The 24,180-nt window shown below is 48.5% G+C and carries 28 protein-coding genes, 1 pseudogene and 1 riboswitch; of the genes and pseudogenes, 15 read left to right on the top strand and 14 right to left on the bottom strand.

The genetic code is table 11. The features are described 5' to 3' along the window. The first annotated feature begins 23 nt into the window (after positions 1–23). From HP570_RS24235 to HP570_RS24245, 3 genes are read left to right on the top strand one after another with little or no spacing between them, the layout of a single operon-like run. Entirely contained in the window at positions 24–1,781 is a 1,758-nt protein-coding gene (locus tag HP570_RS24235) for an ABC transporter ATP-binding protein (protein WP_173627440.1), read from the top strand. Between the two features lie 3 nt (positions 1,782–1,784). After that, on the top strand, positions 1,785–2,459 hold the full coding sequence (locus tag HP570_RS24240; RefSeq protein WP_173627441.1) for a response regulator transcription factor: 675 nt from the start codon (positions 1,785–1,787) through the stop codon (positions 2,457–2,459). Then, entirely contained in the window at positions 2,456–3,520 is a 1,065-nt protein-coding gene (locus HP570_RS24245; RefSeq protein ID WP_173627442.1) for a sensor histidine kinase, read from the top strand. Before HP570_RS24240 ends, HP570_RS24245 begins: the two co-directional genes overlap by 4 nt. A gap of 63 nt (positions 3,521–3,583) precedes the next feature. Here the strand turns inward: HP570_RS24245 and HP570_RS24250 are convergent, their stop codons facing one another. The 5 genes from HP570_RS24250 to HP570_RS24270 form a co-directional block, all read right to left on the bottom strand. After that, the gene (locus tag HP570_RS24250) at positions 3,584–4,609 is read right to left on the bottom strand and encodes a ThiF family adenylyltransferase (RefSeq protein WP_064202165.1); all 1,026 of its coding nucleotides are present in this window, start codon (positions 4,607–4,609) and stop codon (positions 3,584–3,586) included. Positions 4,610–4,613: 4 nt separating this feature from the next. Continuing rightward, positions 4,614–5,321, bottom strand: coding sequence for a molybdenum cofactor biosynthesis protein (locus HP570_RS24255; RefSeq protein WP_173627443.1), 708 nt, complete (start codon positions 5,319–5,321; stop codon positions 4,614–4,616). Positions 5,322–5,424: 103 nt separating this feature from the next. Next, the gene (locus HP570_RS24260) at positions 5,425–6,243 is read right to left on the bottom strand and encodes an SPL family radical SAM protein (RefSeq protein ID WP_173627444.1); all 819 of its coding nucleotides are present in this window, start codon (positions 6,241–6,243) and stop codon (positions 5,425–5,427) included. A 12-nt stretch (positions 6,244–6,255) separates the two neighbouring features. Continuing rightward, positions 6,256–6,969 (bottom strand): 2OG-Fe(II) oxygenase, encoded by a 714-nt coding sequence (locus tag HP570_RS24265; RefSeq protein ID WP_173627445.1) that lies wholly within the window; start codon positions 6,967–6,969, stop codon positions 6,256–6,258. Further along, positions 6,962–7,501 (bottom strand): methylated-DNA--[protein]-cysteine S-methyltransferase, encoded by a 540-nt coding sequence (locus HP570_RS24270; protein ID WP_173627446.1) that lies wholly within the window; start codon positions 7,499–7,501, stop codon positions 6,962–6,964. The genes HP570_RS24265 and HP570_RS24270 overlap by 8 nt, the downstream gene beginning before the upstream one ends. Positions 7,502–7,673: 172 nt before the next feature. On the opposite strand from HP570_RS24270, the gene moaC reads away from it, so the two are divergent. The 5 genes from moaC (at position 7,674) to HP570_RS24295 (ending at position 12,885) form a co-directional block, all read left to right on the top strand. Beyond that, positions 7,674–8,156: a cyclic pyranopterin monophosphate synthase MoaC gene (moaC, locus tag HP570_RS24275; RefSeq protein ID WP_015892432.1), complete on the top strand. Its 483-nt coding sequence runs from the start codon at positions 7,674–7,676 to the stop codon at positions 8,154–8,156. A 3-nt stretch (positions 8,157–8,159) separates the two neighbouring features. Continuing rightward, positions 8,160–9,416, top strand: coding sequence for an MFS transporter (locus HP570_RS24280; RefSeq protein WP_173627447.1), 1,257 nt, complete (start codon positions 8,160–8,162; stop codon positions 9,414–9,416). A 60-nt stretch (positions 9,417–9,476) separates the two neighbouring features. Next, a riboswitch (SAM riboswitch) is annotated at positions 9,477–9,592 on the top strand. Positions 9,593–9,674: 82 nt separating this feature from the next. Next, the gene (locus tag HP570_RS24285; RefSeq protein WP_173627484.1) at positions 9,675–10,856 is read left to right on the top strand and encodes a pyridoxal phosphate-dependent aminotransferase; all 1,182 of its coding nucleotides are present in this window, start codon (positions 9,675–9,677) and stop codon (positions 10,854–10,856) included. A 154-nt stretch (positions 10,857–11,010) separates the two neighbouring features. Beyond that, a complete protein-coding gene (locus HP570_RS24290; protein ID WP_173627448.1) occupies positions 11,011–11,481 on the top strand; it encodes a hypothetical protein in 471 nt (156 codons plus the stop codon). A 195-nt stretch (positions 11,482–11,676) separates the two neighbouring features. Further along, positions 11,677–12,885, top strand: coding sequence for an aminotransferase-like domain-containing protein (locus HP570_RS24295; protein ID WP_015892428.1), 1,209 nt, complete (start codon positions 11,677–11,679; stop codon positions 12,883–12,885). A 54-nt stretch (positions 12,886–12,939) separates the two neighbouring features. On the opposite strand, the gene HP570_RS24300 is transcribed toward HP570_RS24295, so the two are convergent. The 3 genes from HP570_RS24300 to HP570_RS24310 form a co-directional block, all read right to left on the bottom strand. Further along, positions 12,940–13,758 carry an alpha/beta fold hydrolase gene (locus HP570_RS24300; RefSeq protein WP_173627449.1) on the bottom strand — a complete coding sequence of 273 codons (819 nt, stop codon included), beginning with the start codon at positions 13,756–13,758 and terminating at the stop codon, positions 12,940–12,942. Positions 13,759–13,901: 143 nt separating this feature from the next. After that, the gene (locus HP570_RS24305) at positions 13,902–14,750 is read right to left on the bottom strand and encodes a family 1 encapsulin nanocompartment shell protein (RefSeq protein ID WP_007721249.1); all 849 of its coding nucleotides are present in this window, start codon (positions 14,748–14,750) and stop codon (positions 13,902–13,904) included. A gap of 37 nt (positions 14,751–14,787) precedes the next feature. Beyond that, on the bottom strand, positions 14,788–15,387 hold the full coding sequence (locus HP570_RS24310) for an IMEF encapsulin system ferritin-like cargo protein (protein WP_016742089.1): 600 nt from the start codon (positions 15,385–15,387) through the stop codon (positions 14,788–14,790). A gap of 330 nt (positions 15,388–15,717) precedes the next feature. Between HP570_RS24310 and HP570_RS24315 the strand changes: the two genes are divergently transcribed. Continuing rightward, complete coding sequence (locus HP570_RS24315) at positions 15,718–15,999, top strand: DUF2325 domain-containing protein (protein ID WP_016742090.1); 282 nt, start codon at positions 15,718–15,720, stop codon at positions 15,997–15,999. A 63-nt stretch (positions 16,000–16,062) separates the two neighbouring features. Then, positions 16,063–16,209 (top strand): hypothetical protein, encoded by a 147-nt coding sequence (locus HP570_RS24320; RefSeq protein ID WP_015892424.1) that lies wholly within the window; start codon positions 16,063–16,065, stop codon positions 16,207–16,209. A gap of 30 nt (positions 16,210–16,239) precedes the next feature. Here HP570_RS24320 and HP570_RS24325 read toward each other — a convergent pair whose 3' ends face one another. From HP570_RS24325 to HP570_RS24335, 3 genes are all read right to left on the bottom strand, one after another. Then, a complete protein-coding gene (locus tag HP570_RS24325) occupies positions 16,240–16,518 on the bottom strand; it encodes a S1C family serine protease (RefSeq protein ID WP_015892423.1) in 279 nt (92 codons plus the stop codon). Positions 16,519–16,541: 23 nt separating this feature from the next. Further along, the gene (locus HP570_RS24330; RefSeq protein WP_173627450.1) at positions 16,542–17,990 is read right to left on the bottom strand and encodes a recombinase family protein; all 1,449 of its coding nucleotides are present in this window, start codon (positions 17,988–17,990) and stop codon (positions 16,542–16,544) included. 111 nt (positions 17,991–18,101) lie between these two features. Further along, entirely contained in the window at positions 18,102–18,422 is a 321-nt protein-coding gene (locus tag HP570_RS24335) for a winged helix-turn-helix transcriptional regulator (protein WP_016742092.1), read from the bottom strand. Positions 18,423–18,623: 201 nt separating this feature from the next. Here HP570_RS24335 and HP570_RS24340 point away from each other — a divergent pair, with 201 nt between their 5' ends. Beyond that, positions 18,624–19,718, top strand: a complete 1,095-nt coding sequence (locus HP570_RS24340) for a YheC/YheD family endospore coat-associated protein (protein WP_173627451.1) — start codon at positions 18,624–18,626, stop codon at positions 19,716–19,718. Between the two features lie 16 nt (positions 19,719–19,734). On the opposite strand, the pseudogene HP570_RS29710 reads toward HP570_RS24340, so the two are convergent. After that, positions 19,735–19,986 (bottom strand): annotated as a pseudogene (locus HP570_RS29710) (S1C family serine protease); the annotation flags it as partial. Between the two features lie 450 nt (positions 19,987–20,436). Here HP570_RS29710 and HP570_RS24350 point away from each other — a divergent pair. Beyond that, positions 20,437–20,970 carry a PadR family transcriptional regulator gene (locus HP570_RS24350; protein WP_047071910.1) on the top strand — a complete coding sequence of 178 codons (534 nt, stop codon included), beginning with the start codon at positions 20,437–20,439 and terminating at the stop codon, positions 20,968–20,970. A 54-nt stretch (positions 20,971–21,024) separates the two neighbouring features. Here HP570_RS24350 and HP570_RS24355 read toward each other — a convergent pair whose 3' ends face one another. Together HP570_RS24355 and HP570_RS24360 are read right to left on the bottom strand one after the other, a co-directional pair. Beyond that, positions 21,025–22,137 (bottom strand): aminopeptidase, encoded by a 1,113-nt coding sequence (locus HP570_RS24355; RefSeq protein ID WP_173627452.1) that lies wholly within the window; start codon positions 22,135–22,137, stop codon positions 21,025–21,027. Positions 22,138–22,310: 173 nt separating this feature from the next. Then, the gene (locus HP570_RS24360; protein ID WP_016742096.1) at positions 22,311–22,403 is read right to left on the bottom strand and encodes a YjcZ family sporulation protein; all 93 of its coding nucleotides are present in this window, start codon (positions 22,401–22,403) and stop codon (positions 22,311–22,313) included. Positions 22,404–22,630: 227 nt separating this feature from the next. On the opposite strand from HP570_RS24360, the gene HP570_RS24365 reads away from it, so the two are divergent. From HP570_RS24365 to ytxJ, 3 genes are all read left to right on the top strand, one after another. Continuing rightward, the gene (locus HP570_RS24365; protein ID WP_015892416.1) at positions 22,631–22,864 is read left to right on the top strand and encodes a hypothetical protein; all 234 of its coding nucleotides are present in this window, start codon (positions 22,631–22,633) and stop codon (positions 22,862–22,864) included. 442 nt (positions 22,865–23,306) lie between these two features. Next, positions 23,307–23,705, top strand: a complete 399-nt coding sequence (locus HP570_RS24370; protein ID WP_081437260.1) for a hypothetical protein — start codon at positions 23,307–23,309, stop codon at positions 23,703–23,705. 122 nt (positions 23,706–23,827) lie between these two features. Then, positions 23,828–24,154, top strand: a complete 327-nt coding sequence (gene ytxJ / locus HP570_RS24375) for a bacillithiol system redox-active protein YtxJ (RefSeq protein ID WP_015892414.1) — start codon at positions 23,828–23,830, stop codon at positions 24,152–24,154. Positions 24,155–24,180 lie beyond the last annotated feature (26 nt).

The raw sequence follows: 24,180 nt of genomic DNA on the forward strand, positions 1-24,180 counted from the left end.
GGAAAAAGGGGAGAAATGAACGAATGGAACAAACCAATAGCGTAGCGAAATGGGGAAACTGGCGGCCTTTTTTTCGATTAATAAGGGGAACAAAGCCATCCAAGCTAAAAGTCGGTGTCGCATTGTTCATGAGCATCGCCACCACACTGGTGAGCTTAGTGATTCCACTGTTTACGAAGGATTTGGTGGACGGTTTTTCCCTGTCTACGATCACCACACCACAAATCATTCTATTGATCGTTGCCTTTGTCGCACAAGCCATTGCAGGCGGGTTATCCATCTACTTATTAAATCATGTCGGCGAGAGTGTGGTGGCCTCACTCCGTGAACGACTATGGAAAAAACTGCTCGTCCTGCCGATCTCTTATTATGATAACAACCGGACAGGTGATACGATCAGTCGAATGACCAACGATACCGGCGTTGTGAAAAGCCTGATTACGGAGCACCTCTCGAGCTTTTTCACAGGATTGATCACGATTGTTGGTTCTGTGGTAACCTTGCTCTACCTCGATTGGCAAATGACGTTAACCATGCTCGTTGCTGTGCCGCTGTGCATCGGGATTCTCATGCCGCTTGGCAGTCAGATGTACAAAATTTCGAAAGGTCTGCAAAATGAGACTGCCAGCTTTACAACCATTATGAATCAGGTGCTCCAAGAGATGCGGCTTGTCAAATCTTCGAATGCCGAAACCCACGAACTGGGAATGGGAACAAAGGCAATCGGAAATTTGTTCCGATTCGGGTTAAGAGAAGGAAAAGTCCAAGCCGTCATTGGACCGCTAATGTCCTTTATCCTGATGGTGCTGCTCGTGGTTGTGATCGGTTATGGTGGCATGCGCGTGTCCATGGGGGCATTGACAGCTGGTGAACTGGTTGCGTTTATTTTGTATCTGGTGCAAATTGTCATCCCGCTGGGGCAATTCACACAGTTTTTCACCTCGTTACAAAAAGCCATGGGGGCAACCGAAAGAATCATATCGACCCTGGACGCAGAAGAGGAAGACCTTCTGACAGGACGGACGCTTGAAAACGCGGGACTGCCCATCCATTTGAGCCATGTGAGCTTCGCCTATGAGAACGGGGAAATGATTCTCGATGATGTCAGCTTTACGATTGGGGCCGGAAAAGTAAATGCAATTGTCGGACCGAGCGGAAGCGGCAAGACGACGTTGTTTTCCTTGGTTGAAAGGTATTACCAGCCAATCAGTGGAGAAATCAGGCTGGGCAATGAACCCGTCACGGATTTTTCCTTGAAGTCATGGAGAAGTCAAATCGGCTACGTGTCCCAGGAAAGTCCATTGATCGCCGGAACCATCCGAGAAAATATTTGCTACGGGATTTCACGGACGATTAGTGACGAGGAGCTGAAGGAAGCGGCAAAAATGGCCTATGCGGATCAATTTATTGAGGAATTGCCGAATGGCTATGAGACAGAAGTAGGGGAGCGAGGCATGAAGCTATCGGGTGGACAGCGCCAACGAATCGGCATTGCCCGTGCACTGCTTCGCGACCCGCAAATCTTGATGCTGGATGAAGCTACCTCTAGTTTGGACAGCAATTCCGAGATGATTGTCCAGAAGGCATTGCAAAATTTGATGAAGGGACGTACCACCCTTGTGATTGCCCATCGCTTGTCGACTGTGGTGGAAGCAGACCAAATCATCTTTTTGGAAAAGGGAAAAATCACAGGTATGGGTACACATGAAGAGCTTTATCAAACCCATGAGATGTACCGGGAATTGGCTAGTCAGCAATTGCTCGTAAAAGAGAGGGTGTAGAACGTGACCACGATTATGGTAGTCGACGACGATCCGCATATTCGCGAGCTCGTCAGCGTCTTCTTGCGCAATGAGGGCTTTACGATAGTGGAAGCCATTGACGGACAGGAGGCACTGGACAAACTGGAGTCGGTTGCCGCACAACTGGTGATTCTTGACATCATGATGCCGAACATGGACGGCTGGGAGCTGTGTCGAAAGCTTCGCGAGCATTATGATTTTCCCTTGCTCATGCTGACTGCGAAGGGAGAGACCTCGCAAAAAATCAAAGGCTTTGAGCTAGGGACAGACGATTATTTGGTGAAGCCGTTTGATCCGCAGGAGCTGGTCGTCCGGGTAAAAGCGCTGCTCAAGCGCTACCGGATTGCCGCTTCGCATCAGGTTCAAGCAGGAAAACTCTTACTTGATCGTAAAACATTTGCTGTCGCCAGTGGGACGAAAACATGGACGATTCCACTAAAGGAGTTCGAGCTGTTGTTCAAACTGGCCAGCTATCCCGGGCAGACCATTTCCCGTGAGCAGCTGATCGAACAAATATGGGGCTATGATTTTGAAGGAAATGAGCGGACGGTAGACGTGCATATCAACCGATTGCGGGAGCGTTTTCCGGAAGCGATGTACGGCTTTTTGATCCGGACGGTCCGGGGACTTGGTTATCGTTTGGAGATTGTCGTATGAAAAAGAGGCGACAAGACGAACATTCCTATATTTTGCTGAAAAAAATCGTAGGAGTTGTGGGTATATGTGCTGTTTTTGCCTTGTGCGGGCTAGGTGCATACGGGATTACCACTCTCTTTTATAGCTATATGAGCTATCATCCCAATGATCTTGTAAAAGTGTTGATCCATTCCGTTTTGAACTGCCTATTGTTTATTGGGGTTGGGATAATTATTTCATTCTTCACCATGTCAAGGCATCGGGGCAGGTTTCAACCATTGATTGATGCGCTCAGACGGATTGCCATGGGGGATTTTCGAGTCAATCTCGATATCAAGCTGGCACATGAATGGGGGGAGCTGGTGGACGGCATTAACCATGTGGCGGAACAATTAAATGAAATGGAGAAGCTACGTCAGGAGTTCATCTCCAATGTTTCCCACGAAATTCAATCACCGTTGACGTCCATTAGCGGGTTTGCTCGCGCCCTGCATAATGAAAGACTTCGCCCAGAAGAGCGCATTCGTTACCTGGAGATTATCGAGTCGGAAAGCAAGCGGCTGTCCAAGATCAGCGACAATCTGCTTAAGCTCACTGCGCTAGAGGGCATCCAGCATGATTTGGAGCGGAAGCGGTATCGGTTGGACACGCAGCTACGCGCACTCATCCTCGCCAGCGAGCCGCAATGGATGGCGAAAGAGATTGAAATGGACATAGACTTGGAAAAAGTCGAAATCGTCGCCGACGAGGATATGCTGAGTCAAGTCTGGACCAACTTACTTGGCAACAGCATCAAATTCACGGAAGCAGGCGGGAAAATCAGCGTAAAGCTGAAGACGGTAAACGGTGAAGTGCTCGTGAAAATAACCGACACGGGAATCGGGATATCCAAGGAAAATCAGGAGCGCATTTTCGAAAGATTTTTCAAGGCGGACCTATCGCGAAACAGAGCCAATTCGGGCAGCGGTCTGGGGCTGGCTATCGTGAAAAAAATAATCGATTTGCATCATGCTACGATTGTCGTTGAGAGTGAGGAAGGGATAGGTACCACATTTACGATTACATTTGTTAAAACGGCATAAAAAAGCTGCCCCTTCGTCCGAGTGACGGTCTGGGACAGCTTATTTTTATTACAGGTAGACCAGTTACGCGCCGATATACTTGGCATGAAGCGAACGTGCCAGGCTGACGTCATCTGTGCCTTGCACGAGGACGCGACCATCCGGGAAAATAACGAGTGTGTACGTATCAACACGGAAACGCAGCAAAAACTTGTTTTGTTCGACTTGTCCCAAAGGGGAAAGTCTAGCTGCCAATGCATGCAGGTCAAGTGTCATTGCAGCGGCGGGTGAGATTTGTACGGTGTCTCGACCGCAAAGCGAAACGGCTTGTCCATCTTGGGTATCCGGCTGCAAAAACGAAAATTGCTTCTCCCCACATGTCGGACAGTCGTCTCGGCGGGCATTGACCACCTTGATTTGCTGATGGCGGTTATGCCAAATCTCAAAGTGCTCCAGATTCGGATTGAGCTCATCGATTGCGCCTACTAACAGTTTGAATGCTTCCGTTGCCTGATAGGAGGCGACGATGTGAATGATCGGTCCGATGACGCCAGCCGTGTCACAGGTAGGCATCTCACCCGGGTTTGGCGCTTCAGGGAAAAGACAGCGCAAGCAAGGTGTGATTCCCGGACGAATCGCGGTAAAGGTTCCGGTCGCACTCACAGCGCCACCGTACACCCAAGGAATACTATGTTTAACGCAAACATCGTTCACGAGGTATCTCACCTGAAAATTATCTGTCGCATCCAAAACGAGATCGACATCTGCCAGCAATTCCTCCGCATTGTAAGCGGTGAGGTCTGCGACGATCGGTTCGATGGTAACGGCTGAGTTGATCTTCGTCAGCTTGGCGTGGGCGGCGATTGCCTTTGGCAAATGCTCGGCTGCATCGGATTCATCGTAGAGCATTTGACGCTGTAGGTTGCTCGGCTCGACGAAGTCGCGGTCAATGATGCGGACAAAACCTACTCCAGCCCGAACCATATGATTGGAGAGAACCGTTCCGAGCGCTCCCATGCCGACAATGGCTACACGGCTTTGACCGAGTTTTTCTTGTCCACTGCGCCCGATCGGATGAAACAATATTTGACGGGAATAGCGAGTATCCAAGGCGTTACTCCACCTTTCCTTCTGGCATCGCAAGCGGATTCCACGGTCCTTGTTGATGTCCCTTCCACTCGCTTCCATCTTCCCACATTTCTTTTTTCCAAATCGGAACGATCTGCTTGAGTCGTTCGATAGCATAGCGGCCTGCTTCAAACGATTCATTGCGATGCGCTGTTGCAACGGCACAAACAACTGCAATCTCTTCCACAGTCAAATGACCGATACGATGGTGCATCGCGGCTTGTGCTCCCGGCCAGCGTTCCTCGATCTCAGCTGCGACCTGCTTCATTTTTTCAACAGCCATAGGCGCATATGCTTCATAGGACAAATACACGGTGCGCTGACCATGGGTAAATTCCCGAACAGTTCCGACAAAAGTAAGGATCGCACCCGCATGCGGGTTGCTCACCAGACGAACGAGCTTGTCCGCAGAAATAGGCTCCTCGGTAATGGCAAAGCGCGGGTCTTCTTCTCCGCCGCTTACTGGAGGTAAGAGGGCAATCTCGTCGTCGGCTGAAATGACCTGATTTTTCGCTGCGTATTCATGGTTGATGGAGACAAAGCAACTGCCCAAAAGCGCAGAGAGCGCAGGATATTCTTTTTCCACTGCTTGCAGAAGATCGCTAACGGTAGCACCTTCAGATAAGGTCAACTGTACTTCCCGGGCATTCGCACGTTCGGCGAGTCCGGCAAATAACAAGATCGTAATGGTCAAGACAATTCCTCATTTCCCTGGATGATACTACTCTCTAGGCTAGACGATATCATAAACCGATCAAAGTTGCCAATGAATGGGGTGTTACAATCAAGGGTTGATGCTAAGGGGCGAAGCCTTCCTGACTCAAATAAATCTGATCCGGGGGAAAAACACGTAATAGCCGATCATGGACGATCCGATAGGCGGAAGGATCGTACCATTGCTCCAGTCCAAGCTGTTCATAGAGAGCGGGAATGCCGTTTCTTTTCGTGCGTTTACCGCCGCTGCCATCTCCCATATAAAAATCGTCGACACAGACACGGGTGACCAGGGGACGCAAAATCTCCGGGAATGATTCACTGCTCGGTAAAACAGGGGCAATCGTTGCTTGTGTAGGGATGCCTGCTTCCGCCAAGCGCTGGAGTGTTTTGAGCCGCGCTTGAATAGGGGGAGCTTGTGGGCTAAAGTGCCTGCGAATCTCCTCCAAATCGGTCTCGACGGTCATGCTGACGCGGACGCGATCACCCAGCAGGAGCAACAAATCGGCATCCCGCCAAACCAAGGGACTTCGAGTCTGCACCAGCAAAAAATCAGGTGGATTCTCTACCATGACTTCGAGTAAAGACCTCGTTACCTTTTCCGTTTGTTCGATGGGCTGGTATGGGTCTGTACTCGAAGACATGAAGATGGTCACCTTTCCTTTTTTCTTAGCCCGCAAAAACTCCTTGCGCAATAAATCGGCAGCTTGCTGTTTGATATCTACCCATGTGCCCCATTGCTCGTTGCGAAACAAAGAGACAGGCATTTGCCGAACATAGCAATAGGAGCAGGCGAAAGAACAGCCTGTATACGGATTGAGCGAATGGGTGTAATCCGCAAGAAATCCGCTTCCTTTATTAAGGAGGGTTTTCGGCACTTTATAGGAAAGGATGCTTTTCATATGGGGCGTTCCTCACTTTGCATCATGAAAAATAATTCCGAGGCTGTAGCGCTTTCCTGAGGTAATCGTGCTGACACCGTGGCGCAGCGTATTTTTATAGTAGCCTCGCGTTCCCTGCACAGGACGGTAGGATGTCGGGAAAATCAGACCAGCGCCTTGGTCCAAGGTTATCACATGTCCCCGGCTCTGCGCGCGCGGCCGTTGCTCCATCAGTAGAAATTCTCCGCCCCTGTAGTCCTTCTCCTTCTGATTCAAGGCAAAAACCACTTGAAACGGGAAGAACACCTCGCCGTACATATCCTGATGCAAGCAATTATAGCCACCTGTCTCGTATTTCAAAATTAATGGAGTAGAGCGCAGCTGACCCTGATCGTGACAGTGGGCCAAAAATTCAGGGAGGGTAGCAGGATAAATAGTTTCGCCACCAAGCAGTTCCAGCCACCGATTTGCAGTCTGCGCAAGCATCGGATAAAAGCCTTCGCGAAGCTCCTGCAAAAGCGGGGGAAGGGGAGCCTGATAATAGCGATACTCGCCTTCACCGAAACGGTACCGCGCCATCTGGATCGTATTGCGAAAAAGCTCATCCTGTCCGTACATAGCGATTAATTCTTCGCACGCATCCGCGCTTATTAAGGAAGGAAAAGCAGCATACCCTTGTTCATCCAGCTCCTGTTGCATGGATTGCCAGTCAAGTGCAGCGATCCTTTCTGTCACTGATTTAGCCATGCTTCACACCCCGATTTGATTTTTTCTCCAGATCGAGCAGAGTTGTCTTCATGGGCAGTCCTCCGCGATAGCCAGTCAGTGAACCGTTTTTACCGACGACGCGGTGGCAGGGGACTGTAATGAGAACCGGATTGGCACCGATTGCGGCACCGACGGCACGAACAGCAGCGGGCTTTTCAATGATGTTCGCAATGTCGGTGTACGATGCCGTTTGACCGTATGGGATTTGGCGCAGTGCCTCCCAGACAGCGAGCTGAAAAGGCGTTCCAGACAGGTCGCAATCCATCGAAAAATGATCGCGCGTCCCCTGCAAATACTCCATTAGTTCTGTTGCAAAAGGCTTTAGCCACGGATCGTCTTGCACCAGTGCACTGTGTGGGCGATGCTTTTCAACCCACGCTTCCAATTCAGCAAAAGGCTGGTTGACCGAGCCGACATAACAAAGCCCGGCAGCCGTTGCAGCCAAATAAATGCTCCAATCGCCATGTCTCAGCATTGACCAACGTACCGTCTGATCCTTCTTCGTTTCCATTTCCATACGCCTCCTTTGAGCTGTGTACGCACAGTATACCTCCCTCACTTGTTCTTCGTACGTTTTTAGGAGTGGATGAGCAAGATAACGAAACTAAGCCATCTACATTCCCATTGCTTTTATCCAGCGTCGGGAGTAAGGTAGGAGAAGATAGAGGAGGAACGATACTCGTATGACTGATCAATTAACACATTTTAATGAACAAAATCGAGCTCGGATGGTAGACGTGTCCGAGAAGGACGTCACAAAACGGGTGGCTGTAGCCGAGAGCCAAATCAGCATGAAACCCGAAACCCTCGCCCGTATCCGCGAAGGTCGAATCGAAAAGGGCGATGTACTCGCCGTAGCGCAGGTAGCAGGTGTCATGGCTGCCAAAAAAACGTGGGAAATCATCCCGATGTGTCATCCGCTGCCATTGACTGGCATCGACATACAATTTGCTTTTGAGGACGAAACGACGCTTGCGATTACAGGAACCGTGAAGACGACAGGGAAAACAGGCGTCGAGATGGAGGCATTGACCGCTGTAAGCGTAGCGGCTTTGACGGTGTATGACATGTGCAAAGCCATGGATAAAGAAATGATAATCGGTCCGACCAGTCTGCAATCCAAAACAGGCGGAAAAAGCGGCGATTTCCATCGGGGAGAGAAGTAAGCCATGAGGCAAAAGTGGGAATCTTATCCGAGCAGCATTCGTTTATTGGCGATTGCTGCCGTCATTTTTTCTACCGGAATGGCATGTATTTGGCCGCTGGTCACGATTTATATTCATAACCATCTCGGAAAGCCGCTGACTGTAGCCGGCTTCTTGTTGCTTTTAAACCAAGGCGCATTCTTGATCGGGAGTATTGTTGGCGGGATGCTGTTTGACCGCTGGGGCAAAATGCGCACCATCATTGTCGGTTCCATCGGCGTTATCCTGATTTCGCTCGGATTAGGTGTTACGGAGGATTTTACGATTTATGTTGTGCTGCTTCTGTTGAATGGACTGTTTTATGGATTACTTTCTCCGGTGATGAATGCATTGGCCATAGTTTTGTGGCCGGACGGAGGACGTAAAGGAATCAATCTGATTTATGTCACGCTCAATGTGGGGGTAGCTGCCGGTTCTGCGTTGGGCGGCTTCTTGGCCAGTGTGTCATTTGCCTGGACGTTTTTCGGTAATGCTATCTCACAAGTGATCGTCCTCGCCATGTTCATGCTCATTTTGCCGCGTCAGTTAAAAATGGTGGAACAACAACGCCAAAACTCGACGACTGGACAAAGCATGCCTGAGCAAGCAACTGATGATGTGCTGCGACAACCACAGCAAGAGCCAAAGGTGGTATGGGGAGCCTTGCTGCTATTATGCGGGGGGCTATTAATTAGCTGGATTGTCTATGTACAATGGACAACCGTGCTGTCAACCTATATGCAATCCTTGGGCATTTCCCTCCGTCAATACAGTCTGTTGTGGACGCTGAACGGCGGCTTGATCCTGTTTGGTCAGCCATTGATTGCCTGGGTCATTCGACGCTTTGCCCGAACACTAAAAGCCCAGATGCTCTTGGGCGCTTATATTTTTGCCTTGTCGATGTTGATTTTGTCGCAATCAACGGCTTATGCAGGCTTTGTGGCGGGGATGTTCATCATGACGCTGGGCGAAATGCTCGTGTGGCCAGCGGTGCCAGCAGTTGCTGCACAGTTTACGCCAGAGGGACGAGAAGGCTTCATTCAAGGGCTGATTGCGGGGACTGGATCAGCTGGGCGGATGCTCGGACCACTGCTCGGGGCCTTTATCTTCCAATCGATTCACGCGCAGGGACTATTGTTCGTAATGGCAGGCTTGTGTCTGTTGTCTGTGGCATTCTTCGCTTTCCACACCTCTTTTCAAAAAAGAAGGCATCACGTGCCGGTACAGAATCAAGCATCTTGACACGATTTGCGTGCTCAAGTAGTATGATATAGACGAAAAAACAGTATATTCCGTGTGTTTGACTTATTCAGAGAGGTGGAGGGACTGGCCCTATGAAGCCCGGCAGCGGATCTGTGCCATGTGATGGACAGATGCTGTGCCAATTCCAGCAGGATTTTTTTCCTGACAGATAAGGACGTGACCAAGCTGATCTCCCCCTTTTTCTGTATGGAAAAAGGGGGTTTTACTGTATTGGCCCAAGAAAGGAATGGAAGAAAGATGCGCATTCAACCCGCCGATATGATTGATCGACTCCCTACCCAGTTTTTTGCGACCCTGGTGGCAAAAGTAAACAAGGTCATTGCGCAAGGCCATGACGTCATTAACCTGGGGCAGGGCAATCCCGATTTGCCGACACCGCCGCACATTATTGAAGAATTACAGGCGCAAGCGGCACAACCACTCCATCACAAATATCCGCCTTTTCAGGGACGCGTGGAACTGAAGCAGGCAGTAGCTCATTGGTATAAGCAAGAATTTGATGTGGACCTCGATCCGGAGGAAGAAGTAGCGATTTTGTTCGGCAGTAAAACCGGACTCGTAGAGATTTGCCAAGTACTCATGAATGCAGGCGATGTTGCACTGGTTCCAGACCCAGGCTATCCGGATTATTGGTCGGGGGTTGCTGTTGTCAACGGACGGATGGTCATGATGCCGTTGAAGGCGGAAAATGACTTCTTGCCAGACTACAGCCAGCTGTCCCAAGCTGATTTGGATCGAGCGAAACTGATGTTTCTCAACTATCCGAACAATCCGACAGCAGTCAACGCACCACTCGAGTTCTATGAGGAAACCATTCGTTTTGCCCGAAAACATGAAATCGTTGTCTGCCACGACTTCGCCTACGGAGCAATCAGCTATGACGGGAAAAAGCCGGTCAGCTTCATGCAGGTTCCGGGTGCAAAAGAAGTGGGTGTAGAATTTTATACCCTGTCCAAAACGTACAACATGGCAGGCTGGCGAGTAGGTGCCATGGTAGGTAATCGCGAGCTAGTTCGTCTGATCAACCTCATTCAGGACCATTACTTCGTCAGTCTGTTCGGTGCAGTACAGATGGCGGCAGCCAAAGCGATGACGGATTCGCAGCAGTGCGTCCGCGATCTCGTCGCTGTCTACGAAAGCCGCCGCAATGCCCTGTACTCCAATCTGCATCGGATTGGCTGGCAGGCTCCGCCATCTCAAGGTTCGTTTTTTGCTTGGCTTCCTGTTCCAAACGGCTTCACATCTGTGGAGTTCTCTGACCTACTTTTGGAAAAAGCGCATGTCGTCGTAGCGCCAGGAAATGGCTTTGGTCCGACAGGTGAGGGCTATGTGAGAGCAGCTTTGTTATCCAGTGAAGAGCGTCTCGCGGAAGCGGTTCAGCGGATTGAGCGGTTAGGGTTATTTACGAAAACAAAATAAAAGCGAGGCAAAAAAGCCACACTACCGTATAGATGGAGTGTGGCTTTTTTCTTCTAGAATAAAAATCATTCTCATTATTGACAGATAATGATTTTCATTATACGATGTCATTGTTGTTAATGATAATTAGTCTCAGCGAGAGCGGGAGGGTACCATGCGCTATCAGATTAACGGTTACACGGATATGTATACGGTGATCGCCAACGAGCGAAAAATCGGCGGAGCCATTGAAGCAGGCCAGATTCGCTTGCGGACGGGAGAAGTTTACGCCAATGCTGTTCTCACTCGTTTGGAAATGTCAGGTGCGCATTTTTGCTCGATCGGATTTGTTACGGAAGAAGGCAAAAGGCTGATTGTCCATGTGAATGATATCAGCATGATCGCTGATGCTCGTCACGTCAACGTATGTGAGCTGACGAACGAATGCATGAGAGTAGAGAAGTCAGCAGAGAGACTGAAGAGATTGAAGCGACTCTGTGAGCTGAATGAAGGCAGCTGTACGCCGACCTTCCAGGAAGAGGCATTGCTGTTGGCAAGCGATATCGGTATGGAAGAAGCGTCCAATCATGTCGACCTCTCTTTCCTTCCACAAACAGAGAAACGACGTGTGTTCCGTATTGCTTAGGAAAATATAGCCGATACATATGACCCCCTTTTCGTTTCATACGAAGAGGGGTTTTTTGCATGCAGTGTGTGAAGACTAATGGTTGAACAACCGCTCGACATAGTCAAAACCTATCTGCTCATAGCTAGCAAAGATTGGACTTACGCTGTTGACAGTGATAAAACAAGGATAAGCAAAATCAAGGGGGAACGGAACATGGAGTACTCATTTTCAAAATCTGTCGAAGCACTATCCTCCTCGGCTGTCCGGGAAATCTTGAAGCTGACCCAAGGCAATCAAGTGCTCTCGCTCGCAGGTGGACTGCCAGCAGAGGATTCTTTTCCAATCGCAGAGATGCGCGAAGCGTTTAACCGCGCATTTGAAAAAGGAGCAAAAGCTCTTCAGTACGGATTGACCGATGGATACCTGCCGCTTCGTGAGTGGATTGCATCCCGCATGAAGCAAAAGCATATGAACGTCGGTGCAGATAATATGATCATCACTACGGGCTCTCAGCAAGCAGTTGACTTGTTGTGTCGTGTATATTTAGACGAAGGCGATGTCGTTCTCGTCGAAAACCCTACTTATTTGGCAGCGGTTCAATTGTTCCAATTTCGGGGAATCAAAGCGATTCCGGTAGACGGTGATGCCAATGGGATGGATTTGGACGATCTGGCGAAAAAAATTGCCCAGTATCGCCCGAAAATGGTGTACGTCATTCCTACCTTTGCCAATCCGACAGGAAAGGTATGGAGCCTTGAGCGCCGTCTCGGCTTGCTTCGTCAATGCAAGGCGCAAAACATTCTCATCCTGGAAGACGATCCATATGGAGAGATCCAATTCGATGGGGAAGCTCCGTACCGTTCCATTTTCTCACTGGATGAGCATCCAACCGATTGCTGTGTGGTGTACACCAGTACCTTTTCCAAAATTGTCGCACCAGGCTTGCGTACCGGATGGGCCATCGGAGATACACGCGTGATTCAAATGATGGTGAAGGCGAAGCAAGCAGTTGATTTGCAGTCGAGCACAATCGACCAGTACGCCCTGTATGAGCTGTTGTCCCGCTTTGATCTGGAGCGTCATATTGAGAAAATCCGCGAGTCCTACAAAGCACGCATGGAATGGATGCATGAGCTCTTGGTTGCGCAAAACTGGGAGGGCGTACAATGGGAAAAACCAAGAGGCGGGATGTTCCTCTGGGTGAATCTGCCTGAGCATTTCGATGCAGAGAAGCTGCTGGCCCAATCCGTAAAGGAAGGCGTAGCATTCGTGCCAGGGAAGCCGTTTTATGCAGCCGAGCCGCATCTCAATACGATGCGCTTGAACTATACGCTCTTGAACCGGGAAGACACGGAGCTTGCGATTTCACGACTGGGCAAGGCATTCCACGCCTACAGCGAATCATTGGTGACAAATGTTTAATGGAAGCAAAAAGACAACCATTCTCAAGGAGCTGGTTGTCTTTTTTATGCATGTTTACTGGGATAGCTCTCTTTGTGCCCGATCCAGCCATTCATTTACAAGCTCTGTAAACAGAAGCGGCTGCTCGATCTGCAAATTGTGACCGGCACAATCGAGAGCGGCAAAAGAAGAGCGGGGATAGGCTTCGATGATATCCCAAATATCGCGATAACCGACAGACTGGTCTTGTTTCCCCACAACAAATAGACTCGGATGGGGGAAGGGGGCCGTCTCTAATGGGAAGGAGACGCCATACGCTTGTCTAATTTTCATGAGAAAAGCAGGGTCAGAAAGCATGTAGCCGTCGATAATCTCTTTTTTATAGCGATTCCACGTATAATCGGTAGCGACTACCGCCATCGACTCAAACTCCGCACGTTCCGTCTCACTCAACTGCTCCCAGAGGGAAGGCTCCTCTACTAGGACGGGTTTATCCGGCAGTGTGCGTTTTTCTTTGTCAGGAATGACATTTGGGCAGATGAAAAGGGCACCCTTTACTTGTTCCCGGCGCTTCTCGATAACTGCTCGTGTAAGATATCCGCCGTATGATTCACCTGCAATGAAAAAGGGCTCACCTGGAATGAGTTGATCGATGAACGCGAGCACAACCTCCAGAATATCGTCCGTGGTGTGGATATGTTCGTAGTTTTCCGTTTGTCCCATTCCTGGCAGGTCTATGTAAAGTCGTCGGTACCCCGGACGTTTCTCAAAAATCGGTTCCAGACAACCAGTCATACAGCGGTGATCAAGTGAAAAGCCGTGAATCATCACGACAGGAAAACCGCTTCCGATCTCTTCATAATAAAGGTTGACGCCATTGACCTCGCATCTCATAAAAAGCCCCCCAACGACATTTATGTCAGACTGTTTGGAAATTTTGGAACGTACGTTCTTATTATAAGTGATCTGTTACATATTTCAAGGATGAAAAAACACACCCACAACGAGAATCGTCAATGGGTGTGTCAAAGGACTTCCTATTCTTCTGTTTCTTCCAAGGTGCAAATGGCGCTTGGACGCTTGATACGCAATACAACGCACTCATAGACACGGAACAAACTGTTCATTTGTTCGTCTCCAAGGAATGCGGAGTCGAAGTCTTCCGCAATCGCCAGATCGAGATTGTGGCGGCCAGTGGCTACCAATACGCCGGAACGGCCTTTAATGGTAGGGGATTGGAAGACACCATCAGTAACGAGATTGCGAACGTGCTCGATCTCAAGCACGTTGGTGCCTTTGTGCACGCGATGCAAGAGAGAGTAGAGCTCAGGAGAAACAACCAGTGCATACGGACCGCTATGGCCCATTTTCAGCAGCTTGTTGCGTGCTTCCACGATATCGGCAAACGCATTGCCAGATTCCATCCAATCGCTCTTTAGATGAGTGAGGCGTCCTTTTACGTTCATCAGACCAGGAAGGTCGAATTCCGCAGCACCGTTGAAGATCAGATCGTCTTCCATCAGTGCACCACCAGCAGCTGCGTTGGCAGCCGCGCTCATGTCCAAAGGCATGCCCAGTGTGCGTGCTTGGGCAACGTCGCGCCAGTAGAGCATGAAATCCTTGTACAGGATCGGAATCGTCATGCTGACACGGCGGCTAGGCTGTGTCATTTCCAGTGATTCTCCGCGCAGGGAGAGACCACCAAAACGGGATTCCTCATATACATCGTTGGTAATGGTTTGGATACCTTCACCCAATGGTCCATAAATATCGATAAAACGACGTCCCACTAGCTGACGGCGAGCCATGTCAACAACAGTTGCGTCCAGTTGATTCCATTCTTCCGTCGTCAAGGGAGAGTCTGGGTATTTACGAAGCTTGTCCATAGTGTAACCTCCATGTCATTTCAGGATTTCCGATTCTTTACATTCCTTTCAAGCTGCCAACTGTCAGTCCTTTTTTACCGGAAACGGCAGGGGCGGAATGCTTGATCACGGAAGCAACACCGTGAGGAGCGGAAGCCGAGGCTTTCAAATGATCTACCTGGTGAATGTCGTGCCCCTCATCGTGGTCAGTGAGATCAGGATGAGCCGCATCAGAGAATCGTTGGCTCATGTTCGCCATGATCTCTTTGACTGTCAAATAGTCTGTATGCGTCTTTTCACGCATGCCATCCAGGAGCTGACGTGTTTCGTCATCCTTGAATTCATACAAAGAGAGCTCCAGATGCTCGCGGAAATTGTGCAGTCCAAAACGTTCCAGATTCACATCGGACAGCATTTGCGAGAGGTCCCGATCACTGAGCTGATCCAGGCTTTTTCCTGCTGACAGCTTCTCCAGGTAGGGAACCAATTCCTGCAAGCGACCCATGCGCTGTTCTTCTTCTTCCAAAATGTGATGGTAATAAAGACGAGTGTGCTCGTCCGTTGCCGCATCGATAATCGGCTGGATAACGCCCATGAAGCTGTTGATGTAACCTCTGGTGCGATCAAAAATGGCGTGCAGCTGTGTAATTTCTTGCACCCTACGCCACCTCCTCATTCACAATCTATTTTTTCATTATACCGTTGGAAAAAACACCCGGGCAACACCTATGTACATTTTCTTATGACTGCGAAGGATATGATGCGGTGTAATTTGGAAAAGAGAGCGCGAACGCTAGAGCGCCGTGGCTTTGCCTTTAGGCTTAGTCTCTAGTTTTGTTTTTTGACAAAAAAGTTATCATGGAGAGTATTGTCAAAGACAAATGGGAATGATAATATTTATCAATAAGAGTGATATTCATTATCAATTAGTATTCAGAGAAGAAAACATAAATCTTATATTCACCTAAATTTAAGGAGGTAACAAGTTATGTCATCGATTTTAGTAATAGGCGGAGATCGCCTGGGCAATATTATCGAATTACTGCAAGGGCAAGGCTTCAAGGATATTCACCACGTAACTGGACGGAAAAGCTCGCAAACCGGGGTGAAAATTCCAGCTGGTATCCACATGATTTTGGTGTTGACTGATTTCGTCAATCACAACTTGGCCAAAACAGTGAAAAACCAAGCCAAAGATCGCGAGCTGCCCATCGTTTTCTGCAAGCGTTCGTGTTCTGCGATTGCCAAAGCTTTTGATCTCACTGCGTAAATACATACTCTCCAGATCGGGCAGACTACGATCGTGAGTCTGACACCAACGGAGGAATGTCGCATGGAACAGAATCGTTTGGGTGAACTGCCTATCGCACAGCTTACGGCCGCTCAGCTGCAACAATTAAAACAGGCAGAAGAACAAATCAACACAGAAGGTCCAAATGTATATCTTATTGCATTAGAGAAGCATTCCCCGTCCTCCTAGACGGGGTGTTTTTGTTGAAGCGTGTGCTTCTCACTTGAATACGTACTGCTCCAGTTGCATTTTGAGGGCGTCAATCCCGATAGCGAAGCCTAAGCATTGGCTGGATTGAATGATGAATGCATTGAGACCAACGACTTCCCCATTCAAATTAATGAGTGGACCTCCGCTATTTCCTGGGTTAATCGCAGCATCCGTCTGAAAAATTTCTTCGTACATTCGCTTCGCAACCTGTAATCGGCGGTTTTTAGCACTAATGATACCCGCTGTCACAGAATTTTCCAAACCAAGTGGGGAACCACCTGTAAGCATACAAACAAAAATCAGAGGAAGTTTTAGTGGAAAGACAACAGACGCAGGCACACCTCTCGATTTTTTTGACCAGAGGCAGCGTCTGTTGCTTCCACGTCAACACGTTGGATGAGCATGCACACGAGCAATCGCCGTTCTTTTTCATTTGCATACGACCAAATAAGGTTCCAATTGGAAAGAGCATCTAGATCAAACCGCTCTACACTTGAAAAAACAGAGTAAGTGCGTTCTCGTTCTTTCGCAGCCCGCTCCAATGCATTGATTTTCTCTCGTAAGTCAGCCAATGAAAGCAATCCCTCTTCATAAGCTTGTTCCCAGCGCTGCCTCCGAATTTGCAGCTCTTGCCCGGTTTCTTTCGCGGAGCAGGAATTCGACTGAAACAAAGTTTGAACCACTTCCTGCAACGCAGCGATTGACTCTGGTGAATGCTGCATCAGCTCGTGTACAATGGCTTTTTCCAATCGATCCTCACGTATGGCTGGAGCATCACACGTACCAGCCAGCTTGTTTTTACATAAGTAGTAGCGGTGCGTGTAGCGTTTTTTCCCTTTTCCTGTAATGGTGGTTGTTTTCCCGCGCATCGAAGACCCGCAACGCGAGCAGTATAGCAATCCGGAAAAGAGGTAGCGGGAGCTGAGAACGCGGGGGTGGCTTGTTCCGCGAGCACTCATCCGCTCCTGCACCCGGGAGAAACAGTATTGATCGATGATGGCTGGGTGAGTTGCCTCTTCGATTATCCATTCCTCGGGAGCATTGCGTTGTTGATCGGCGTCGGTGTAATTCCAACGCAACGCGCCATGATAGACCGGATTTTTTAGCAGACGAAGCACGGCACTTGCACTCCAGGAAGCGCCATTTTTCCCGCGCAATCCGGAATGATTTGCCCATTCGGCGATTTGGCGCGGAGATTCGCCTCGATCATAGCGCTCGAACATGCTGCGTACGCCAGCTGCTTCCCTTTGATTCACGACCAGCGTTCCTTGCACCAGATTGTATCCAAATGGTGGAGGTCCTCCTGGTCGTTTTCGTTCTCTTGCCATTTGGCTCATCCCCAGCTTGACCCGTTCCGCCAAGTTTTCCCTTTCCCATTGGGCGAGAGCAGCCACTAAGGTTATAAACAGTCGCCCGATTGCCGTAGTCGTATCGTATACCTCTGTGCAGCTTTTAAAATGTACCGCATGTCGATCGAACTCCTGAAGGAGCTGATACAGATCAAGGACAGAGCGAGTAAGCCGATCGAGTCGATAGACGAGGACGACATCGATTTCACCCGTTCGGATATCCTGCAGGAGCTGACCGAGTGCAGGGCGCTTTGTATCTTTGGCACTGACGCCTTCATCTGCGTAGACTGCTTGGACTTCCCAGCCTTGGGAGTGAACATACGAGAGCAGCTTTTCCCTTTGAGCGGGGATCGAAAATCCTTCACGTGCCTGATCCTCTGTACTGACACGTATGTAGATGGCCGTTCGCATTCCCCGTCCTCCCTTCACCTTGGGTTGCTAGAGTGTACAGCAAAAGGGAGGAGCTTATGCCTGACCGCAATAAAAAACCCCGCTTATCCGTCTTGGACAAGTGGGGTTATGCTACATCCATTTTTGGCCCCATTCGTGAATGGAATCAATGACAGGACGCAGATCTTTTCCTTTATCGGTCAATTCGTATTCAATGCGAACTGGGATCTCTGGGTACACTTTGCGCTCCAAAATCTCGAGCTCTTCCAGCTCCTTCAGTCTTTCCGAGAGCATTTTATCGCTCATATGAGGAACCATTTCCCGGATATCTTTGAATCGTACAGTCCCGCGTAGCAACACATGAATAATCAGGCCGGTCCAGCGTTTTCCAAGGACGTTCATTGCGCATTCATATTTTGGACACATGTGTTCGCCAGAAAAATCTTGACTCATATCGGCGTCACCTCTATCTAGCAGCATTATTGTTGCCCTTTATTCTAACAGATTAGCTTGAAAAAAGTAAGTAACGAAAAACTGGAATGACACTTTATCAATGCCTGAGAGGTTAAGCCCGTTTTCATGGACAAATGTTTCCCTATTAGGAGTCCACACATACACTAATCGCGAAAGAAAAGAAGCGAAGAGGGTGTTGCGATGCTTCCAAAACGGGTAATCGGCATTTTAACCTGGCGGGAGGGGTTACGCTTTGAGGAACCAGCCTATTTGCGCAAGCTGGTTCAAACAGGGCAAAAGCTGGGCGCAGAAATCTACCTGTTTTCGCATCAGGACGTCAATGTGTCAGCCAGAAAGATCAAAGGCTTCATCCCCAAACCGAACGGGGGGTGGATGAGTAAATCGTTCCCTTGGCCAGAAGTTGTCATTGATCGGTACCGACGCAGGGTAAAGGAGTATATCCGGCTGCGAAATAGCGATCTGTTTTTCTTTGCAAACAGTCCGTTCAGTAAAAAATGGAGAGTCACGAATCTGCTCGCTTCTGATGACCGCGTCAAACGCTGGATTCCGGAGACGCATGTTTACGAAAAAGGCAAGGTCCGAAACATGCTCGCACGCCATGGGCTCGTCTATGTCAAGCCAGGCAATGGCACAGGGGGAAGAAGCATCCTCAGAGTGAAGAGCAGCGGCAAGGATTATAGCCTCTCTGGACGTGACAAAAAGCATAAGCATCATGTAGCTCGAATTGATACGGTGGAAGGCGTGGAAAAATGGGTCAAAACGTGGGTAGAGGAGCAGCGCATTCGCGATGGCAATTTCCTGGTGCAGCAAGGCTTGGACCTGGGACTGCTACGCAAGCATGTCGTAGATGTACGGTTATTGATCCAAAAGGACGAGCGTGGGGAGTGGACGGTGACAGGGTGCGCAATACGCATGGGGGAGAAGGGCAGTGCTACTTCCAATTTGCATGGAGGAGGCAAAGCGATTCCCTTTGAATGGTTAATGTCCAGGCGATTTGGCGAGGAGCGTGGAGAGCTGATCAAACAGGAATGTTATCGACTTGCTTTTGATGTAGCAACCACGCTCGAGGACTATTTCGGCCGCATGATGGAATTCGGGCTGGACATTGGGGTAGATGTGGACGGACGCGCGTGGTTAATCGAAGTGAACCCCAAGCCGGGGAGAGAGGTTTTTCGCCAGATGGGTGACATGGCTCTATACAAAAAGGCGATAGCCCGTCCTGTTCAATTTGCGCTGTATTTGGCCCGGAACCAGGCTCGTTTTTTGTCTCTTTGAATACAGATGGAGAACCGACGCTAATGACCCATTCTCCTACTTTTGTATGAGAGGAGTTGCCTAGTGGCAGCGGGTATAGCTTGCAGTCTGCATCAATTTTGATGACGGCGTAATCCCGGACTCGATCAGCTATAATGCGTTTGGCTTCAAACACTCTACCGTTATACAGCTTCACGAAAATGTTTTTGGATTTGCCGATGACATGCTCGCTCGTCAAGATATACCCTTTCGGATGAAAAAGAAATCCGGAGCCAAAGCTTCGTTCCATGGGTGGAGAATTATCTTCATGATCAATGAGGCTGCGAATTAACGAATCCACGTCTTTGGAATGGGGAGCATCTTCGGTTACGATGGAGACTACTCCCTCTTGAACTCGCTCGACAATGGGAACGAAGAAATTGAATGGGTGCAGACTGCTGCTGCTCACAGGGTACTTTACCCGCGTATATTGGGACCATTTTTTACTTTTCACCGATCTCTCCCCCTACAGCAGATAGGTATGTATCATCTTATGGGGAGGGGAGAGGGAAGGGACGCCCAATTTCTAGTCGAATGTATGGTTATATCATTAATTTTGATTGATATGATAAAGAAATAGCATTGGTATAATTATTTAAATGCATTTATAATAACATGTAGTTAAAGAATATTTCGAACATAAAGGCTAAGTCCTAGCCGCTAGAGAGAGAAAAAGAACGGTAACGGAGGATGCGAAGAGATGGATGTTAAAACGATCATACTGGGTTTCTTGAGCTATGGGGAAATGAGTGGCTACGATATTAAGCAAGCGTTTACAAACAGTATTGGATTCTTTTATGACGCTAGCTTTGGTGCTATTTATCCAGCATTGCGCAAACTGGAGGAAGAAGGCTTCGTGACGAAGCAAGAAATCATTCAGTCTGGCAAGCCTAACAAGATTTTGTACCGAATTACAGAAGCCGGAAAACAATCGTTCCGTCAAGAAATCCAGACGCCTATCTTGCCGCCAGTCTTGCGTTCAGACATGCTGGTTAAGATTTTCTTCGGCAAGAGCCGCACGATCGACGAACAAAAGGATTTGCTAGAGGGCTGCTTAGATACGCAACGTCAATTGCTCCAACAAAGTAAGGCCTCTTATAAAAAGCTGGAAGTAAATTTTGACGAATATCAACGCTTTTGCTGGGAGTATACCATTCATCATCTGGAGTCAACGATTTCCTTTATGGAACAAAAAATGACTTCCTTGTTGAAACAACCAGCTTATTCCGTTTAGCAATAAAGCGAAGGGCTCATGTCTTGTGAACAATGAGCCCTTCGCTTCTTTTATTTATTTCAGGTTTTCTGGATTGAGGCATTCGAGCTCTGGTACAACAAAACGTCCGTCTTTGCGGATCAGGCGATCGTCAAACCAAATTTCTCCACCGCCCCACTCAGGACGTTGAATCATAACCAAGTCCCAGTGAATGGAGGATTTATTTCCGTTAAACGCTTCATCATAGGCCTGTCCTGGCGTGAAGTGAAAGCTTCCGTCGATTTTTTCGTCGAATAGGATGTCTTTCATCGGGTTTTGGATGTACGGATTCACACCAATCGCAAACTCCCCTACAAATCTAGCACCTTCATCCGTATCAAAGATTTCATTGATCTTCTCTGTATCGTTTGCAGTTGCTTCGACGATTTTGCCGTCCTTGAAGGTCAGCTTGATATTGTCGTATGTAAAGCCTTGGTAAGGAGATGGCGTGTTGTACGCGATCGTACCGTTGACGGAATCACGGACAGGGGCAGTGAATACTTCTCCGTCAGGGATGTTGGCTTCACCAGCACATTTGATTGCCGGAATATCTTTGATGGAGAAGGTCAGATCAGTGCCTGGCCCTACGATACGTACCTTGTCGGTTTTCTCCATCAGCTCGACCAAGCTGTCCATGGCTTTATCCATTTTGCCGTAATCAAGTGTGCACACTTTGAAATAGAAATCTTCGAAAGCAGCGGTGCTCATATTAGCCAACTGAGCCATGGATGCATTTGGATAGCGAAGCACGACCCATTTGGTATGCGGTACGCGAATGTCCAGTACAGGACGCGCTAGCAGCTTGGAATGCAGCTGCATTTTGTCTCCAGGCACATCAGAGAGCTCACTAATGTTGTCGCCGCCGCGGATGCCAATGTAGCAATCCATTTGTTTCATGAAAGCCACATCTGCTTCACGCATGATACCCAATTGTGTTTCGTTGGCACTCATCAAGAGCTCACGCTGAACGGATTGGTCAATCAATTGGACAAACGGATTTCCTCCTGCTTCGTATACCTTGGCAATAACGGCTTTCGTCAGATCGGTAACGTTGCCAATAGAGTAAATTAAAACGTTTTCACCAGGCTTGACAGTCACTGAATAATTGACGAGGACGTCAGCTAGTTTTTCAATTCGTGGATCTTTCATAGGAAGGGGATCCCTCGCTTTCCATATCATTCTTGTCCATTGTACACAACTCAAACAGAAAAAAGCTACCCACTGTCGAGGGTAGCTTGCGGAGGAAACGCACTTGAAGGATTCGGTACTTCATGTATATGCAACGGCCTGCTGAATATGGCTATATCTTCGGGGAAGAAAGATTAGTCGCAGCTGCATGCGATAATAACCAGCAGGATGAAAAGAATCAAAACCAGAGTGAAGCCGTCGAATTCTCCATTAAAGATGCCGCTCATCGAATAAACATCCTCCTCATATGTGTGTTAAGCCTCTTGTGCTTACATCTACAACATATGGGTGATCGCATAGGACCGAACCGGGCATCCGCCCATTTTTGAGAAAATTTGTTTGGGTAATCTCTCGTTTTTCATACTCTTGTCGTTCTCGATGTTTATTATTCTGAAAAGCAGGAAAAGCTAGAGGATACCAAAAGACTTTGCAAGTATGAAAGGATGTTTATGTGATGCAAAGATCATTATCGAGCCTACAGCATGATCTGGTCCAAATTACGATTAATGTTGGAGAAGACTTTAAATCCATTGTGTGGAAAGCGCAGTACGATATGGACTTCAATACAGAATGTCTATTTTGTTTTTCCGAGCAAATTACTGGCTACCGTGTAGAAGACGAAGACGGAAAAGCAGGGAAAGTCGCTGTTTGTCCGCATTGTGAAAAAGTAAACGCGATCTACGCGTGAGATTGAAGTTTGATGTTTAAAAGAAAGACGATGCTGATTGTTGGCACCGTCTTTTTTCTTTCAAGTTTTAGTAAGCTACAGATGTGCCAAAAAAGCTGGTGAGAAGAAAAAGCACAGGGCTCGTAGACCTTGACAACGCCTACCCAGTCGGAACTTCAAAAAGGGGACCCGGTTGTCGAACACTTCTTCCCTGAGAAACTTCCGCCCGTAGGGTGGCTTTGGCTCGACGGTCCCCTTTTTGCAGTGGAGACGGACAGTCAATCCCCCTTGTGGGCGTGTCAGAGTCGAAGAGAACTGTGCTTTTTGTTCTCCTCCACTATGTTGACTCTAGTTTATATCTGGCTCTATATCCACCAAGTACCACCTGCTCTCTAGCAGGATTGAAAGGAGGACCCTCGAATAGTATGAGAGACATACATATAGATAGGTAGGGGTGAACACCGTGCAAAAGAGATGCACCCGCTGTGGGAACGAAATGGAGATCGAGCTGCGCAACGTCGTGTACCGGAAACGAGTTAAAATCATGAATGTACCTGTACAAGTCTGCGTGGACGAAGACTGTGACCATTCCCAAGTGGTAGATGTGATTAAGGATGACTTGAAGTCACTCATGGAGGAACTGGGCCAACATCCGCAGCGTCAGGCAATCGAATTCGAAGAAGTGTCAGAGTTATCCAACTTATTGGTATTGATTGCTAATGAGAAGGTGAATTCGACCGCTAGAGAACTACTTGGTGAAAAAGTCAACGAGCTATTGGATCTGTTTTTGTTGGCGCAGTCCCTTGGCGATGAAAAATGGATGCTGGAGCTACGCGAACGTCTAACGAAAATCATGGTGTAAGGATTAAGAGATGCCTAGAAGATAGGTATCTCTTTTTTCATTTCTCCACGGCACCGCAAATGTAGACTTTGCTGCTTGGACTTATGTATACTGGTAGGCACATGAGATAAGGAGAGATGAACATGTCACAGAAACAGCTTCACTCCATAGAAGAACTGGATGAGTTCGTAGCGAAAAATGGGAAAAAGCTTTTGTTTAAGCATAGCACGATCTGCCCGATCAGTACGTCTGCCTATGAAGAGTTTCAAACGTATTTGCAGGACAATCAAGTGGAATCTGCGGTCATTCTGGTACGGGAGGATCGCCCTGTCTCCAACGCCGTTGCGGATCGTTTTTCCATCAAGCACGAATCCCCGCAAATCTTTTTGCTGGAAGACGGAGAAGTAAAGTGGCACACGTCTCACTGGAAAATTACAAAAGACGCGATTAGCCAGGCGCTCAACGTGTAATCAAAAAGCCGGGACACCCGATAAGC

It is taken from the genome of Brevibacillus sp. RS1.1 (genome assembly GCF_013284365.1).
GTDB lineage: Bacteria > Bacillota > Bacilli > Brevibacillales > Brevibacillaceae > Brevibacillus > Brevibacillus brevis_D.